At 72.8% G+C, this 17,150-nt stretch carries 10 protein-coding genes; 9 read left to right on the plus strand and 1 reads right to left on the minus strand.

Going from position 1 to position 17,150, the window contains the following annotated elements:
* Window positions 1–155: 155 nt before the first annotated feature.
* Complete coding sequence (locus ACGFYQ_RS18715; RefSeq protein ID WP_393745119.1) at window positions 156–2,639, minus strand: DEAD/DEAH box helicase; 2,484 nt, start codon at window positions 2,637–2,639, stop codon at window positions 156–158.
* 80 nt (window positions 2,640–2,719) lie between these two features.
* Between ACGFYQ_RS18715 and bldG the strand changes: the two genes are divergently transcribed.
* The 9 genes from bldG (at window position 2,720) to ACGFYQ_RS18760 (ending at window position 16,877) form a co-directional block, all read left to right on the plus strand.
* Window positions 2,720–3,061 carry an anti-sigma factor antagonist BldG gene (gene bldG / locus ACGFYQ_RS18720; RefSeq protein WP_008743037.1) on the plus strand — a complete coding sequence of 114 codons (342 nt, stop codon included), beginning with the start codon at window positions 2,720–2,722 and terminating at the stop codon, window positions 3,059–3,061.
* 102 nt (window positions 3,062–3,163) lie between these two features.
* Window positions 3,164–3,604, plus strand: a complete 441-nt coding sequence (locus ACGFYQ_RS18725) for an ATP-binding protein (RefSeq protein ID WP_393745121.1) — start codon at window positions 3,164–3,166, stop codon at window positions 3,602–3,604.
* Window positions 3,605–3,861: 257 nt separating this feature from the next.
* The gene (locus ACGFYQ_RS18730) at window positions 3,862–6,264 is read left to right on the plus strand and encodes a sodium-translocating pyrophosphatase (RefSeq protein ID WP_393745123.1); all 2,403 of its coding nucleotides are present in this window, start codon (window positions 3,862–3,864) and stop codon (window positions 6,262–6,264) included.
* Window positions 6,265–6,426: 162 nt separating this feature from the next.
* On the plus strand, window positions 6,427–6,993 hold the full coding sequence (locus tag ACGFYQ_RS18735) for a small secreted protein (RefSeq protein ID WP_393745125.1): 567 nt from the start codon (window positions 6,427–6,429) through the stop codon (window positions 6,991–6,993).
* Between the two features lie 209 nt (window positions 6,994–7,202).
* Window positions 7,203–8,744 (plus strand): methyltransferase, encoded by a 1,542-nt coding sequence (locus tag ACGFYQ_RS18740; protein WP_393745127.1) that lies wholly within the window; start codon window positions 7,203–7,205, stop codon window positions 8,742–8,744.
* A gap of 113 nt (window positions 8,745–8,857) precedes the next feature.
* Complete coding sequence (locus ACGFYQ_RS18745; RefSeq protein WP_393745129.1) at window positions 8,858–9,055, plus strand: hypothetical protein; 198 nt, start codon at window positions 8,858–8,860, stop codon at window positions 9,053–9,055.
* A gap of 301 nt (window positions 9,056–9,356) precedes the next feature.
* Window positions 9,357–12,200: a type I DNA topoisomerase gene (topA, locus tag ACGFYQ_RS18750; protein WP_393745131.1), complete on the plus strand. Its 2,844-nt coding sequence runs from the start codon at window positions 9,357–9,359 to the stop codon at window positions 12,198–12,200.
* 189 nt (window positions 12,201–12,389) lie between these two features.
* Window positions 12,390–15,569: a dTMP kinase gene (gene tmk, locus ACGFYQ_RS18755; RefSeq protein WP_393745133.1), complete on the plus strand. Its 3,180-nt coding sequence runs from the start codon at window positions 12,390–12,392 to the stop codon at window positions 15,567–15,569.
* Between the two features lie 96 nt (window positions 15,570–15,665).
* A complete protein-coding gene (locus tag ACGFYQ_RS18760; RefSeq protein ID WP_393745135.1) occupies window positions 15,666–16,877 on the plus strand; it encodes a DNA polymerase III subunit delta' in 1,212 nt (403 codons plus the stop codon).
* Window positions 16,878–17,150: the final 273 nt, after the last annotated feature.

Here is a 17,150-nt window from a genome sequence, read left to right on the forward strand (position 1 = left end):
TGGCCCTGGCCCCGGCCCTGGCCCTGGCCCCGGCCCTGGCCCTGGCCCCGGCCCTGGCCCTGGCCCCGGCCCTGGCCCTGGCCCCGGCCCTGGCCCTGGCCCCGGCCCTGGCCCCGGCCCCGGCTCCGGCCCCCGGGCGGGCAGTGTGGGCTCGGCTACTGCGGTGGGGTCTGCGGGGTCTGTGCGGCCTGTGGGGCCTCGGAGAGGAGGCGGGTGAGGAGGCGGATGGCACCGCGCTTGTGGAGGGGGTCGTTGCCGTTGCCGCACTTGGGCGACTGGATGCAGGAGGGGCAGCCGGCCTCGCACTCGCAGGCCGCGATCGCGTCACGGGTCGCCGTCAGCCAGGCGCGGGCCGTGTGGAAGGCCCGCTCCGCGAATCCGGCGCCGCCCGGGTGGCCGTCGTAGACGAAGACCGTCGGAAGGAGGGTGTCGGGATGCAGCGGCACGGAGACGCCGCCGATGTCCCAGCGGTCGCAGGTGGCGAACAGCGGAAGCAGGCCGATGGAGGCGTGCTCGGCGGCGTGCAGAGCGCCGCCGAGGATCTCCGGGTTGATCCGGGCCTCGTCGAGCTGGTCCTCCGTGACCGTCCACCACACGGCCCGGGTGCGCAGGGTGCGGGGCGGCAGGTCCAGCTTGGCCTCGCCCAGCACCTCGCCGGTGATCAGTTTGCGCCGCAGATAGGAGACCACCTGGTTGGTGACCTCGACCGAGCCGTAGCAGAGCCGGGCCGCGCCCCACGGGATCTCGGAGTCGGTCTCCAGGACGGAGATGGAGGTGGTGTCGCGGGCGGTGGTGGAGAAGGGCGGATCCGCCTCCTCGACGAGGGCCACCGCATCCTCCAGGTCCAGGTGCTTCACGAGATACGTGCGGCCCTGGTGGAGGTGGACGGCCCCGTCGTGGACGGCGGTGTGGGCGGCCGACTCGTCGACCGTGCCCAGCAGGCGGCCGGTCGAGGCCTCGACGATCTGCACCGGGCGGCCGCCGCCGCCCCGGATGTCGGTCAGGTCCGAGGCCCGCTCCCGGCGGGTCCAGTGCCAGGCCGTGGCTCGTCGGCGGAGCAGCTTCGCCGCCTCCAGCTGGGGGATCAGCTCGCGGGTGGCCGGGCCGAAGAGCTCCAGGTCGGCGTCGGTCAGCGGCAGCTCCGCAGCCGCCGCGCACAGGTGGGGGGCCAGGACGTACGGGTTGTCCGGGTCCAGGACGGTGGCCTCCACCGGCTGCCGGAACAGCGCCTCGGGGTGGTGCACGAGGTAGGTGTCCAGCGGGTCGTCGCGGGCGATCAGCACGGCCAGGGCGCCCTGGCCCGAGCGCCCGGCCCGGCCCGCCTGCTGCCACAGGGAGGCCCGGGTGCCCGGGTAGCCGGTGATCAGGACGGCGTCCAGGCCCGAGACGTCCACGCCCAGCTCCAGGGCCGTCGTGGCGGCCAGGCCCAGCAGCTCGCCGGAGTGCAGGGCCCGCTCCAGGGCCCGGCGCTCCTCGGGCAGGTATCCGCCACGGTAGGCGGCTACCCGCCGCACCAGCGAGCGGTCCACCTCCGCGAGCCGCTCCTGGGCGATCACGGAGATCAGCTCGGCGCCGCGCCGGGAGCGGACGAAGGCCACCGTACGGACCCCCTGGACGACCAGGTCCGTCAGCAGGTCGGCGGTCTCGGCCGTGGCCGTGCGGCGGACGGGTGCGCCCTTCTCGCCCCGCAGCTCGGTGAGGAGCGGCGGCTCCCAGAGGGCGAAGACCACCTCGCCGCGCGGGGAGGCGTCGTCGGTGACCTCGACCACGCGGACCCCGGTGAGCCGGGACGCCGCCGTCGCCGGGTCACTGGCGGTGGCGGAGGCCAGCAGGAAGACCGGGTCGGAGCCGTAGCGGGCGCAGAGCCGCCGCAGGCGGCGCAGTACCTGGGCCACGTGGGAGCCGAAGACCCCGCGGTAGGTGTGGCACTCGTCGATCACGACGTAGCGCAGGGTCCGGAGGAAGGAGGACCAGCGAGGGTGGGCCGGGAGGATCCCGCGGTGCAGCATGTCGGGGTTGGTGAGGACGTAATTGGCGTACTGACGCACCCATTCGCGTTCTTCTACGGGCGTGTCGCCGTCGTACACGGCGGGCCGGACCGCGTTGCCGAGCGGGGCGGCCAGTTCCCGTACGGCGCGGCGCTGATCGGCCGCCAGGGCCTTGGTGGGGGCCAGGTACAGGGCGGTCGCGCCCCTGCCGTTCGGGGCCTCGGCGCCGTCCGCCAGGGCCGAGAGCACGGGCGCCAGGTACGCCAGCGACTTGCCCGAGGCGGTGCCGGTGGCGACGACCACGGACACGCCGTCCAGGGCGTGCTCGGCGACCGCGGCCTGGTGTTCCCACGGATGGCCGATCCCGGCTGTCTGGATCGCGGCTACGACATCCGTTCGGATGCGGTCGGGCCAGACTGCATGACGGCCCTCCCGAGGGGGCAAGTGCTCCGTATGGGTGATGCGCGCAGCCCGGGAAGGCCCCCGTGACAGCCGGTCCAGGACCGTGCCGGGGGTGGGTCGAGAGTCCGCGGGTGGCGTGGGCCGACCAGGGCGGTGAGTATTGGCCATTGGAACCGAGTGTGTCACTGGCGTGCGGGACAATGGTCCCAAGGCGTCGTGCGCGCCTGCCGGTAAGTGATTGAATGCCATCGCGGCAGCCAATCCCTCACTACCTTCGGGTGGGGAGGCCCCTGGGGGGCGCCGCTCGATAGCAAGGTGCTGGAGGATCCGTGGACCTGTCCCTGTCGACTCGCACTGTCGGCGACCGTACGGTCGTAGAGGTCGGTGGCGAGATTGATGTGTATACCGCGCCCAAGCTGCGCGAGCAGTTGGTCGAGTTGGTGAACGACGGCAGCTACCACCTGGTTGTCGACATGGAGCGAGTGGACTTCCTCGACTCCACCGGGCTTGGTGTGCTCGTGGGAGGCCTCAAGCGCGTCCGCGCGCACGAGGGTTCGCTGCGTCTGGTCTGCAACCAGGAGCGCATCCTGAAGATCTTCCGCATCACCGGTCTGACCAAGGTGTTCCCGATCCACACCACGGTGGAAGACGCCGTCAACGCCACCGACTGACGGCTCCGTACGGCGAGGAGCCGAAGACGAGAGCGGGGGGTACCGGGCCACGGTTGGCCCGGCCCCCTGTCAAGGCACGCCCGTAGTCCGAGGGGGACGCGCATGGCCACCGTTGAACTGCGCTTCAGCGCCCAGCCCGAACACGTCCGGACGGCCCGCCTGGTCGCGGCCGCCGTGGCGCGCCGGGCCGGTGTGGAGGAAGCCGTCCTCGACGAGGTCCGCCTCGCCGTGGGCGAGGCCTGCTCGCGCGCCGTCGGACTGCATCGCAGCAACGGACTGACCGCGCCCGTCCGGGTCGTCCTGACCGAGGAGGAGAAGGTGTTCTCCATCGAGGTCGGCGACGAGGTTCCCGGACCGGGCGGCGGCCCGGCCGATGCCGTGTCCGGCATCGACGCCGTCCTGGACCCCGACATCGAGGGCGAGGACGAGATGGGCCTCGCCGTGATCAGCGGGCTCGTCGACGACGTCGAGGTGACCAGTGGGGAATCGGGCGGGACCATCCGGATGAGCTGGCCCGTCTCGGGAGCCGCCGAGCTGCCGTAGATCCACTGCGCCGAGCATTCCTTCGTATCTTCCGATCTTAATCAAGGCCCTGCTGAGCAGGGCCTTTTTCATTTCCCTTGATCAATGACCGACCGTCAATGCTTTTGCCCCATTACTACTTTCGAGGGTAATGGAGTGACGCGATCTATTGCTGAGGAGCAAGAGCACGCCAATTCCGTTTCCTGCGCACTGTTTTGATCAGGGCGCGCTCCCTACAATCCGTCCACATCTTGAGCTCATCACGTCAAGGAGGACGAATGACGGGGCTCTTCACCCCTATCGCGCCGGATCGCACCTCTGATCTGGCAGCCGCAGTACTCACCGATGACAACCGGCTCATCGTGATCGTCATCGTGGCCGTGGCACTGGCCGCACTCGTCGTCGCGCAGATCCTGGTCCGCCAGGTCCTCGCCGCCGACGAGGGAACCGACAGCATGAAGAAGATCGCCGCAGCCGTTCAGGAAGGCGCCAACGCCTACCTGGGCCGCCAACTGCGCACCCTCGGCGTCTTCGCCGTCGTGGTCTTCTTCCTGCTCTTCCTGCTGCCCGCCGACACCTGGTCCCAGCGGGCGGGACGTTCCGCCTTCTTCCTCGTGGGCGCCCTCTTCTCGGCGGCCACCGGCTACATCGGCATGCGCCTCGCGGTCCGCGCCAACGTCCGCGTCGCCGCCGCCGCGAGAGAGGCCACCCCCGCCGAGGGCGAGCCCGCCAAGGATCTGACCGAGGTCTCCCACAAGGCGATGAAGATCGCTTTCCGTACGGGCGGCGTGGTCGGCATGTTCACCGTCGGCCTCGGCCTCCTCGGCGCCTCCTGCGTCGTGCTGGTCTACGCGGCCGACGCGCCGAAGGTCCTGGAGGGCTTCGGCCTCGGTGCCGCGCTGATCGCGATGTTCATGCGTGTCGGCGGCGGCATCTTCACCAAGGCCGCCGACGTCGGCGCCGACCTGGTCGGCAAGGTCGAGCAGGGCATTCCGGAGGACGACCCGCGCAATGCCGCGACCATCGCCGACAACGTGGGCGACAACGTCGGAGACTGCGCCGGGATGGCCGCCGACCTCTTCGAGTCGTACGCCGTCACCCTGGTGGCCGCGCTCATCCTCGGCAAGGCCGCCTTCGGCGACCTGGGCCTGGCCTTCCCGCTGATCGTGCCCGCCATCGGCGTCATCACCGCCATGATCGGCATCTTCGCGGTTTCCCCGCGCCGCAGCGACCGCAGCGGCATGACGGCGATCAACCGCGGCTTCTTCATCTCCGCCGTGATCTCCCTCGTACTGGTCGGGATCGCCGTCTACGCCTACCTGCCGGGCACCTACAAGGAGCTCGTCGGCGTCGAGAACGCCGCGATCACCAGCCACCCCGGAGACCCGCGCGTCCTGGCGGTCGTCGCCGTCGCGATCGGCATCGTGCTCGCGGCGCTGATCCAGCAGCTGACCGGCTACTTCACCGAGACCAACCGCCGCCCCGTCCGGGACATCGGCAAGTCCTCCCTCACGGGTGCGGCCACCGTCGTCCTCGCCGGCATCTCCGTCGGCCTGGAGTCCGCCGTCTACACGGCGCTGCTCATCGGCCTCGGGGTCTACGGGGCGTTCCTGCTCGGCGGTACGTCGATCATGCTCGCGCTCTTCGCGGTGGCCCTGGCCGGCACCGGCCTGCTCACCACCGTCGGCGTCATCGTCGCCATGGACACCTTCGGGCCCGTCTCCGACAACGCCCAGGGCATCGCCGAGATGTCGGGCGACGTCGAGGGCGCCGGGGCGCAGGTCCTGACCGACCTGGACGCGGTGGGCAACACCACCAAGGCCATCACCAAGGGCATCGCCATCGCCACGGCCGTGCTCGCCGCGGCCGCGCTCTTCGGCTCGTACAACGACGCGATCGCCACCGCGGTCAAGGAGGTCGGGGCCAAGGCCGGGGAGATGAACCTCAGCCTGGACATCGCGCAGCCCAACAACCTGGTCGGGCTGATCCTCGGCGCGGCCGTGGTGTTCCTGTTCTCCGGCCTCGCCATCAACGCGGTCTCCCGCTCCGCGGGCGCCGTGGTCTACGAGGTGCGCCGCCAGTTCCGCGAGCACCCCGGGATCATGGACTACTCCGAGAAGCCGGAGTACGGGCGCGTCGTGGACATCTGCACCAAGGACGCGCTGCGCGAGCTCGCCACGCCCGGTCTGCTCGCCGTCCTCACCCCGATCGCCGTGGGCTTCAGCCTCGGCGTCGGCGCGCTCGGCTCCTTCCTCGCGGGCGCCATCGGCACGGGCACGCTGATGGCGGTCTTCCTCGCCAACTCCGGCGGCGCGTGGGACAACGCGAAGAAGCTCGTCGAGGACGGCCACCACGGCGGCAAGGGCAGTGAGGCCCACGCCGCGGTCGTCATCGGGGACACGGTCGGCGACCCGTTCAAGGACACCGCCGGTCCCGCGATCAACCCGCTGCTGAAGGTGATGAACCTGGTGGCGCTGCTGATCGCCCCGGCCGTCGTGCAGTTCAGCTACGGCGCGGACACCAGCCCGGTGGTACGCGCGGTCGTCGCGGTCCTCGCGATCGGCGTCATCATCGTCGCGGTGTACGTCTCCAAGCGCCGCGGCATCGCCGTCGGCGACGAGAGCGAGGGCGGAGCCGCCGAGCGGGTGGCCAAGTCGGCCGACCCCGCGACGGTTTCCTGACCGCAGGTCACACGGAGGTACGGGCAGAGCCGGGCAGGGCCGGCCTTGCGCCCGAACGGCGGACAGGCAGCGCGGACTGACGCGCCGTCTGTCCGCCTTTGTGCGTCCCCGGATGGCGGCCGTGTATCTTCCGGGCCGAGAGCCTTCGAAGGGACCAATCCGGTGAACAAGAAGCTTGCGGCCGCATTGTCGGGCGGTGCGGTACTGATGCTCGTCCTGTCCGGCTGCGGCGGGGACGACAGCGACGAGAAGGCCAACGCCTGGGCCAAGAAGGTCTGCGACCAGTGGCAGCCCGAACTCAAGAAGATCGAGGCGGCCAACGCCGACATCAAGCGCGTGGCGACGGAGAGCAGCAAGCCCGATGAGGTCCAGAAGACCGACTCGGCGGCGTTCGGGACCATGTCCGAGTCGTACAAGACCATGGGGGCCGCGCTGCAGGGGGCGGGAGTTCCGCCGGTCAAGGAGGGCCAGACGACCCTCGACGCGGCGGTCAAGGGCTTCAACGAGACCTCCACGGGCTACGCCGCCCTGAAGACCAAGATGGACGCCCTGGACCCCCAGGACCAGACGAAGTTCGCCGACGGTCTGAAGGAAGTGGCCGGCGGACTCCAGGAGGCGACGAAGGGCGGCAAGGACGCCCTCGCCCAGCTCAACGCGGGCGGTCTGGACAAGGCCATCAACAGCCAGAAGGGCTGCCAGGTGGCGGCGCCGTCGCCGACGCCCAAGTAGCCCGGCCGGGCGACGCGATGAGCTGACACCCGCCGACCAGGGCGGCCGGGTCCCGTGAGGGGCTGTGGCCGCCCTGTCGCACGTCCGGCCTGCCCGGCCCTTTCACACGCGCAGGCCTTGTCGCGCGTCCCGCCCCGGCCCCGGCAGGCGGCCCACGCCGACGTCCGCGTGCCGCACGGATTGTCGGTCCCAACCGCCACAATGGTGGGGTGAGTACCACCAGCCTTCCCTCGTCCGACCACGCCGCCGACATCCGCACCGCCCTGCTCGCCGCCGGTTTCACCGCCGACGGGCTGCTCGACCTGCTCGGTGCCCCCGCCTACGCCGCGCTGGCCCGCAGCGAGACGGTGCCCGCCCTGCGCGCCACCCGGGGCGGTGGTGAGGGCCCGCTCGCGAGCCTCGTCCGGCTGTTCCTGCTCCAGCAGCCCGTTGCGTACGAGCACGCCGCGGCCGCGCTGCCCGCCGAGGTGGCCCTGGCCGACGGCTGGCTGTGGCGGGAGGAGGTCGCCGACGGCGAGGACACAGTGCGCGCCACCGTCGACGTGCGCCCGTACGGAGGCCCGGACGGCGAGGACTGGTTCATCGTCTCCGACCTCGGCTGCGCCGTCGGCGGGGCGGGCGGGATCGGCAGCCGGGGCCGTCCGGCGGATACAGCCGTGGTCCTCGGGGTCGGCGGCGCCTCCACCACCCTGGCCGGGATCACCGTGCGGACCCCGGTGGGCTCCGCCCTGGACCTCGGTACCGGATCGGGTATCCAGGCGCTGCACGCGGCCCAGCACGCCACCCGGGTCACGGCCACCGACGTCAACCCCCGGGCCCTGGAGTTCACCCGTTTGACGCTGGCGCTGTCCGGCGCCCCGGAGGCCGAGCTGCTCGCCGGGTCGCTCTTCGAGCCGGTCGGGGACGCCACGTACGACCTGATCGTGTCGAACCCGCCGTTCGTCATCTCCCCCGGCGCCCGCCTCACGTACCGGGACGGCGGCATGGGCGGCGACGACCTGTGCCGGACGCTGGTCCAGGAGGCCGGCGCGCACCTCAACCCCGGCGGGTACGCGCAGTTCCTCGGCAACTGGCAGCACGTGGAGGGCGAGGACTGGCACGACCGGGTCCGCTCCTGGGTGCCGCGCGGCTGCGACGCGTGGATCGTGCAGCGTGACGTGCAGGACGTGACGCAGTACGCGGAGCTGTGGCTGCGCGACGCGGGCGACCACCGCACCGACCCCGCCGAGTACGCACGGCGGTACGAGGACTGGCTGGACGAGTTCGAGGCCCGCAAGACGAAGTCCGTCGGCTTCGGGTGGATCACCTTGCGCCGGTCGGACGCGGCCGAGCCCTCGATCGTGGTCGAGGAGTGGCCGCACTCGGTGGAGCAGCCGCTCGGCGAGACCGTCCTGGCCCACTTCGCCCGCCAGGACTACCTGGCCCAGCACGATGACGCGTCCCTGCTGGAGGGCTACTTCGTCCTGGCCGGCGAGGTCGTGCAGGAGCAGGTCGGCGCGCCCGGAGCGGAGGACCCCGAGCACGTGGTGCTCCGGCAGAACCGCGGGATGCGGCGCGCCACCAAGGTCGACACGGTCGGGGCGGGCTTCGCCGGAGTGTGTGACGGCTCACTGAGCGCGGGCCGGATCCTGGACGCCATCGCGCAACTGGTGCAGGAAGATCCGGTTGTCCTGCGGGACCGGACGCCGGAGGCCATCAGGGTGCTGGTGGAGCAGGGATTCCTGGAGCCCGTGACGGGCCCCGCGCGGTAGCCGGCACCGGGATGTAACCCGGGGTTCGCCCGCCGTACCCGAATGGCTGGAAGGGTCCTGTCCAGCGGGATCCGGGGGGATCCCGGGAGTGGCCCAGGGGTGAGGGGAGCGGCATGGAGAACGGTCCGGCGATCTTCGCGGCGACCGTGTTCCTGCTGTTCGGGGCCGCTCTGCTGGCCTGGACGGGGGCGCGCGCTCTGCACCGCGCGCCGGTGGCTGAGGGCGTGCGCCCCGTCGTGGCCGTACCGCTGGCCCTGCTCGCCGGCGGGACGTCGCTGGCCCTCGGGGTGTGGTGCCTCGCACAGCTCTGACGCGGGAGCCCGGCCGGTTCTGACGCGGGGGCCCGGCCGGTCTGGATCCGGCCACGAAAGCCGACGTGGGACAGGGTGCGCGAGAGGGTGCGGGAGCGGGGCCAGACGGCCCCCCGGCCACCCTGCCCGGTGATCGGGAAGGGTCCGGCGCGGCATCCGGGCGGCAGAAACGGCACTTGTCGGGTTACCGTTCGAGTGGCCGTTGCGGGCTTGTGCCGTTTGACACGGGGGCGGGTTGTACCGTCACACTCCGCAGCGTCGCCGTACTGCGACCGAGTGCCGACCGGAGAGAAGAGCCAAGTTGTCCCCGACTAGCGAGACCGCAAAGGGCGGCCGCCGACTCGTCATCGTCGAGTCCCCTGCCAAGGCGAAGACGATCAAGGGCTACCTCGGCCCGGGATACGTCGTCGAGGCGAGCGTCGGGCACATTCGCGACCTCCCGAACGGTGCCGCGGAGGTTCCCGACAAGTACACGGGCGAGGTCCGTCGCCTCGGCGTGGACGTCGAGCACGACTTCCAGCCGATCTACGTCGTCAACGCCGACAAGAAGGCCCAGGTCAGGAAGCTCAAGGAGCTGCTGGCCGAGTCCGACGAACTCTTCCTCGCCACCGATGAGGACCGCGAGGGCGAAGCCATCGCGTGGCACCTGCAGGAAGTCCTCAAGCCCAAGGTCCCCGTCCACCGGATGGTCTTCCACGAGATCACCAAGGACGCGATCCGCGACGCCGTCGCCAACCCCCGCGAGCTCAACCAGCGCATGGTCGACGCCCAGGAGACCCGCCGCATCCTCGACCGCCTCTACGGCTACGAGGTCTCGCCGGTCCTGTGGAAGAAGGTCATGCCGCGGCTGTCGGCCGGGCGCGTCCAGTCGGTGGCCACCCGCCTCGTCGTCGAGCGGGAGCGCGAGCGCATCGCCTTCCGCTCCGCCGAGTACTGGGACCTGACCGGGACCTTCTCCACCGGCCGCGCCGGTGACGCCTCCGACCCGTCCACGCTGGTCGCCCGCCTGAACACGGTGGACGGCAAGCGCGTGGCGCAGGGCCGCGACTTCGGCTCGAACGGGCAGCTCAAGAGCGAGGTCCTGCACCTCGACGAGGCGAACGCCCGGGCGCTGGCCGCCGCGCTGGACGGTGCCTCGTTCGCCGTCCGCTCGGTCGAGTCCAAGCCGTACCGCCGCTCCCCGTACGCCCCGTTCCGTACGACGACGCTCCAGCAGGAGGCCTCGCGCAAGCTGGGCTTCGGTGCGAAGGCGACCATGCAGGTGGCGCAGAAGCTGTACGAGAACGGCTTCATCACCTACATGCGTACGGACTCCACCACGCTCTCCGACACCGCGGTGTCGGCGGCGCGGGCGCAGGTCACGCAGCTCTACGGGGCCGACTACCTGCCGGAGAAGCCGCGCGTTTACGCGGGCAAGGTCAAGAACGCGCAGGAGGCGCACGAGGCGATCCGCCCCTCGGGTGATCGTTTCCGCACTCCGGCCGAGACCGGCCTGTCGGGTGACCAGTTCCGCCTCTACGAGCTGATCTGGAAGCGGACCGTCGCCTCCCAGATGAAGGACGCGGTCGGCAACTCGGTGACCGTGAAGATCGGCGGCCGGGCTTCGGACGGGCGTGACGCCGAGTTCACCGCCTCCGGCAAGACGATCACCTTCCACGGCTTCATGAAGGCGTACGTCGAGGGCGCGGACGACCCGAACGCCGAGCTCGACGACCGCGAGAAGCGCCTTCCGCAGGTCGCGGAGGGCGACGCGCTCGCCGCCGAGGAGATCACGGCGGACGGCCACTCGACCAAGCCGCCGGCCCGCTACACCGAGGCCTCGCTGGTCAAGGAGCTGGAAGAGCGCGAGATCGGCCGTCCGTCGACGTACGCGTCGATCATCGGCACGATCCTGGACCGCGGCTACGTCTTCAAGAAGGGCACGGCGCTCGTGCCGTCCTTCCTGTCGTTCGCCGTGGTCAACCTGCTGGAGACGCACTTCGGCCGGCTCGTCGACTACGACTTCACCGCGAAGATGGAGGACGACCTCGACCGCATCGCGCGGGGCGAGGCCCAGTCCGTGCCGTGGCTGAAGCGGTTCTACTTCGGCGCGGAGGACGCCTCGGAGGTCGTACCGGCCGACGGTGACGCCCTCGGCGGTCTGAAGGAGCTGGTCACGGACCTGGGCGCGATCGACGCCCGGGAGATCTCCTCCTTCCCGGTCGGCGAAGGCATCGTGCTGCGGGTCGGCCGCTACGGGCCGTACGTGGAGCGGGGCGAGAAGGACGCGGAGGGCCACCAGCGGGCCGACGTACCGGACGACATGGCTCCGGACGAGCTGACGGTCGAGTACGCGGAGGAACTGTTCGCCAAGCCGAGCGGCGAGTTCGAGCTCGGCAAGGACCCGGTCAGCGGGAACGAGATCGTCGCGAAGGACGGCCGCTACGGGCCGTACGTGACGGAGATCCTGCCCGAGGGCACGCCGAAGACGGGCAAGAACGCGGTCAAGGCGCGGACGGCCTCGCTCTTCAAGTCGATGAGCCTGGACACGGTCACGCTGGACGACGCGCTGAAGCTGATGTCGCTGCCGCGCGTGGTCGGCGCCGACGCGGAGGGCGTGGAGATCACGGCCCAGAACGGCCGCTACGGCCCGTACCTGAAGAAGGGCACGGACTCGCGGTCGCTGGAGACCGAGGACCAGCTCTTCTCGATCACGCTGGACGAGGCGCTGGCCATCTACGCGCAGCCGAAGCAGCGGGGCCGGGCGGCGGCCAAGCCGCCGCTGAAGGAGCTGGGCACCGACCCGGTCAGCGAGAAGCCGGTGGTGGTCAAGGACGGCCGCTTCGGGCCGTACGTGACGGACGGCGAGACGAACGCGACGCTGCGGCGGGACGACGACGTCGAGACGATCACGCCGGAGCGGGGCTACGAGCTGCTCGCCGAGAAGCGGGCGAAGGGCCCGGCCAAGAAGGTGGCGAAGAAGGCCCCCGCCAAGAAGGCCCCGGCGAAGAAGGCGACGGCGACGAAGACCGCTGCCGCGAAGAAGACGACGGCGGCGAAGAAGACGGCGGCCAAGAAGACCACCGCCTCGGCCTCCGCCGCGAAGAAGACGACGGCGAAGAAGACGGTGACGAAGAAGATCGCCGCCGCCCCGGCGGACGAGTAGCCGCCGCGGCCGCGGGTCTCCCGCCCCGCCTGCCCCGGGCCCCCGTGCGACTGCACGGGGGCCCGGGGCGTTCACCGCGTCCGGGCGTCGCGGGGCCGGAGGCGGAGCCTCCGGGAGTGGGGGCGGGGTCACACCGGAGCTTGTCCACAGGCTTCCGCAACCGCCAAGCGCAGCGGATAGGCTGGGCGGATGACGCGAGCCGAGCAGCCAACGGTCGTGACCGCCCCCGCGAACCCCACCTACGACGAAGCCCTAGCCGCGGATTCCCGCGAGCGTGCGGTGCGCGCACTGCTGCGCACCCCCAGGCTGCGCCGGCTGTGGAGCGCCCAGCTGGTGAGCGGCATCGGCGATGCCCTCGCCCTGCTGGTGCTGGTGCTGCTGGCCTTGCAGGCGGCCGTCTCCGAAGGAGCCTTCGGCGGCGGCTACCGCGGTGCGGCCCTCGCCGTCGCCGTCGTCTTCGGGGTCCGGATCCTCGCCACCCTGCTCTTCGGCGCGGTCCTGCTGGGCCCGCTGGCCGGGCTCGTCGCCCCCGGCGGCAAGCTGGACCGCCGCTGGACGATGATCGGCGCCGACGGGATCCGCCTCGGGCTCTTCGTCGTCGCCCCGCTGTGGCTCGACTGGATCCCGGCCCACGCGCTCACCGCGCTGCTGGCCACCGTCTTCGTCGCCGGCGCCGCCGAGCGGCTGTGGACCCTGGCCAAGGACAGCGCCGCTCCCGCCCTGCTGCCCGCGCCGCCGCCGGAAGGGGCGACCGTACGGCCGCTCCCGGACCACCTGGACGCGCTGCGGCGGCTGACCTTGCGTACGTCCTTCGCGGCGCTCCCGATCGCCGCGGCCGCGCTGCTCGCCGCCACCCTGGTCGGCAAGGCCCTCGGCCTCGGCGTGGACTGGTTCGCCGAGAACCAGGCCGCCCTCGGCTCGTACGTGGCCTCCGGCCTGTTCGCGGCGTCCGTATCGCTGCTGCTGCCGCTGGTGCTGCCCGGGGCGAAGACCCCGCGTCCCCGCTCCCCGCTGGAGGGCCTGCGCGCCCCCAAGGCGGGCGACCGGCCCGACAAGGGCCGTACCGGCGCCATCCCGCTCCTCGTCCTGGCCTGCGCCGCGGTCGCCGGAGCGGTGTCCAGCGCCGTCGCCGTGGCCGTACTGCACGCCCTCGACCTGGGCGGCGGCCCGGCCGCCTTCGCACTGTTCGTCCTCGCGCTGGTCGGCGGCACCGCCGCCGGTATCCGCGCCACCCAGGCCGGCAAGGTGCTGCCCGCCCTGTCGCGGCGCCGCCTGCTGGCCCTCGCCATAGCGGTGGCCGGGCTCGCGCTGCTGCTGGCCGGGCTGGTCCCGGACACGGCGACCGTGCTGTTCCTGTCGCTGCTCGCCGGCACCGCCGCGGGCGTCGCGGCCAACACCGGCCACACACTGCTGGACCAGGAGACCGAGGAGTTCCGCAGGGCGCGGGTCACCGAGCACCTCCAGGCGGTCGTACGGGTGGCCGTGGCCCTCGGGGCCGTCCTCGCCCCGGTCCTGGCCGCGGTGATCGGCCCGCACCGGCTGACCGGCGCCGAGATCGTCTTCGCGCACGGCGGCGCCGCGTTCACCCTGATGCTGGTCGGCGCCCTGCTGCTGCCGGTCGCCGCCGTGGTCCTCGCCAAGCTCGACGACCGCAGCGGCGTACCGCTGCGGCGCGACCTGCGCGAGGCGCTGCGCGGCGGGGAGCCGGTGCAGGCCCCGTCCGCCACCGGATTCTTCATCGCCCTGGAGGGCGGCGACGGAGCCGGCAAGTCCACCCAGGTGGAGGCGCTGGCCGACTGGATACGGGGCAAGGGCCACGAGGTCGTCGTGACGCGTGAGCCGGGGGCCACCCCGGTCGGCAAGCGGCTGCGCTCGATCCTGCTCGACATCTCCTCCGCGGGGCTGTCGAACCGCGCCGAGGCACTGCTGTACGCCGCCGACCGCGCCGAGCACGTGGACACGGTGGTGCGCCCGGCCCTGGAGCGCGGCGCGATCGTCATCTCGGACCGCTACATCGACTCCTCGGTCGCCTACCAGGGCGCCGGCCGCGACCTCTCCCCGACGGAGATCGCCCGGATCTCGCGCTGGGCCACCGACGGGCTCGTCCCGAACCTGACGGTGCTGCTCGACGTGTCTCCGGAGGCGGCGCGGGAGCGGTTCACGGAGGCCCCGGACCGGCTGGAGTCGGAGCCGGCGGAGTTCCACCAGCGGGTGCGGTCCGGATTCCTGACGCTGGCGGCATCCGACCCGGGGCGCTACCTGGTGGTCGACGCGGGCCAGGACCCGGACTCGGTGACCACCGTCGTACGGCACCGCCTGGACCGGATGCTCCCGCTCTCCGAGGCCGAGGTGGCCGCCCAGGCCGAGGCCCGGCGCCTCGCCGAGGAGGAGGCCCGGCGCAAGGCCGAGGAAGAGGCGGCGCGCAAGGCGGAGGAAGCCCGCCTGAAGGCCGAGGAAGAGGCCCGGCTGGCCCGCGAGGCCGAGGCGGCCCGGATCAAGGCCGAGGCGGAGGCCGCCCGCCAGGCGGAGGAAGCCCGCCTGAAGGCCGAGGAGGAGGCTCGGGCACGGGCCGAGGCCGAGCGGCTGCGCGCCGAGGCCGAGGAGAAGGCGCGCGCGGCGGAGGAGGAGCGGCTGCGCAGGCAGGCCGAGGAGGAGGCCCGGCTGCGGGCCGAGGCCGAGGAGCGGCGGCTGGAGAAGCAGCGGCGGGCCGAGGAGGCCCTGCTGAAGGCCGAGGAGGCGCGCCGGGTGGCTGCGGCCGAGGCGGCCGAGGCCGCGGCGAAGGTGGCGGCTGCCGCGGCGGCGGCGGAAGCCGCGTCGGCGCCGGCGGCTCCCACGGCTCCGTCGGCGCCGGCCCCTTCCGCTCCTGCGGCGCCGGTCTCGGACGGTCCGCATCCGGACGACGCCGTGACGATGGAGACCCCGGCGCTCAGCCGGGTCGTCCAGCCGGACGACATCACCCAGACCGTTCCGGTGCCCAAGGCCGATCTGTCGAAGCCGCCGGTCCGCCCGACCGACGAGACGGCCGTACTGCCCCCCGTACGCCCCGATGCCGGCCCGGCCGCCCCGCAGGCTGCCACCGGCTCGGCCGGCCAGGCCCGGTCCGCCTCGCGGCCCACGGCCCGGCGCCCCGAGGAGAGCCCCGCCGACCGGGTTCCGCCGGGCATCTTCCGGGACGGCGGCAACGACCGGACGCGGGAGCTCCCGGTCCTCGGTGACGAGGGCCGCCCGCGCCGCCCGCGCCCGGACTGGGCCGAGGAGACGCCGCTGGACGACCTGCCGACGCTGGCGGACGAGCTGCTGGGCCGCCGCCGGGACGACGAGTACGGCGACGGCGACGAGGACGAGCGGGGCCCCCGCCGCCGCGGCTGACCGCCGCGTGACCGGGCGGGACCGGACCGGCACGGACCGGATTGTCAGTGGCGCGCGCCACAATGGGCGCACGGAGAGTGAAAGGTGGTGGGCGGGATGCCCGTATGGGACGACCTGGTGGGACAGGAGCGGGTCCAGACGCAGCTGGCCGCCGCCGCCCGTGATGCCGACGCCCTGGTCACCGCCATCTCGGACGGTACGGCGCCGCCCGCCGCGAACAAGATGACGCACGCCTGGCTGTTCACCGGGCCGCCAGGCTCCGGGCGGTCCACCGCCGCCCGTGCCTTCGCGGCCGCCCTGCAGTGCACCAGCCCCGACCGGGCCCTCGGCGGCCAGCCGGGCTGCGGGTTCTGCGAAGGCTGCCACACCACCGTGATCGGTACGCACGCCGATGTGGAGATCGTCCGCACCGATCTCCTGTCCATCGGTGTGAAGGAGACCCGCGACCTGGTCCGCCGGGCGCAGCTCTCCCCGGCCGTCGGCCGCTGGCAGGTCATCGTCCTGGAGGACGCCGACCGGCTCACCGAGGGCGCGGGCAATGTGCTCCTCAAGGCCGTGGAGGAGCCCGCCCCGCGGACGGTGTGGCTGCTGTGCGCGCCCTCGCTGGAGGACGTGCTGCCCACGATCCGCTCCCGCTGCCGGCACCTGACGCTGCGCACCCCGCCCGTCGACGCCGTCGCCGAGGTGCTGGTCCGGCGCGATGGCATCGAGCCCGCCGCCGCGGCGGCCGCCGCCCGCGCGACCCAGGGGCACATCGGCCGGGCCCGCAGGCTCGCCACCGACGAGGCCGCCCGTTCCCGCCGGTCCGCCGTGCTCAGGCTCCCGCTCCGCGTCGACGATGTGGGCGGCTGCCTCAAGGCCGCGCAGGAGCTGGTCGACGCCGCCGCCGAGGATGCCAAGCAGGTCGCGGAGGAGGTCGACACGAAGGAGACCGAGGAGCTGAGGGCCGCGCTCGGCGCCGGAGCGGGCGCGGGCAGCCGGATGCCGCGTGGCACGGCGGGCGTGATGAAGGAGCTGGAGGACCGGCAGAAGCGCCGCCGTACCCGCACCCAGCGCGACAGCCTCGACCTGGCCCTGACCGACCTCACCGGCTTCTACCGGGACGTGCTGGCCCTGCAGCTCGGCTCGTCCGTGGCCATCGCCAATGAGGAGATACGGCCGGACCTCGACCGGATCGCCCGCGCCTCGGGTCCCGAGCGGACCCTGCGCCGGATCGAGGCGATCATCGCCTGCCGGGACGCCCTGGACCGCAACGTGGCCCCCCTCCTCGCGGTCGAGGCGATGACGATGTCGCTGCGCGCGGGCTGACCGCTGGTCTGCCGGTCCGACTGCCTGATCCGACCGCCTGATCCGACCGCCTGATCCGGCCACCTGCTCCGACCGCCGGCCTGGCCCTGCTCCGACCAGCGGGCTGGGCACCGGACCGCCGTGCCCGGTCCCCGCCCGGTTGACCGGCTCACCCGTACGGGCGGACCGGGCGCCGGGGGCGGGACGCGTCCGGCCCGTGCCCTGCCCGGCACGGGCCACGGAAGGCGCGCCGCCGTCCGGTGCAGGAGCCCCTCCTGGTCCCGGCCGGCAGGA

This window comes from Streptomyces sp. NPDC048258, from assembly GCF_043201995.1.
In the GTDB taxonomy this organism is placed as follows: Bacteria; Actinomycetota; Actinomycetes; order Streptomycetales; family Streptomycetaceae; genus Streptomyces.

Excerpts from the sequence above, each read along its gene's own strand:
- ACGFYQ_RS18715 (WP_393745119.1), bottom strand. The coding sequence starts at position 2,639 with ATGGCATTCAATCACTTACCGGCAGGCGCGCACGACGCCTTGGGACCA.
- ACGFYQ_RS18725 (WP_393745121.1), top strand. The coding sequence starts at position 3,164 with ATGGCCACCGTTGAACTGCGCTTCAGCGCCCAGCCCGAACACGTCCGG.
- ACGFYQ_RS18730 (WP_393745123.1), top strand. The coding sequence starts at position 3,862 with ATGACGGGGCTCTTCACCCCTATCGCGCCGGATCGCACCTCTGATCTG.
- ACGFYQ_RS18745 (WP_393745129.1), top strand. The coding sequence starts at position 8,858 with ATGGAGAACGGTCCGGCGATCTTCGCGGCGACCGTGTTCCTGCTGTTC.
- tmk (WP_393745133.1), top strand. The coding sequence starts at position 12,390 with ATGACGCGAGCCGAGCAGCCAACGGTCGTGACCGCCCCCGCGAACCCC.
- ACGFYQ_RS18760 (WP_393745135.1), top strand. The coding sequence starts at position 15,666 with ATGCCCGTATGGGACGACCTGGTGGGACAGGAGCGGGTCCAGACGCAG.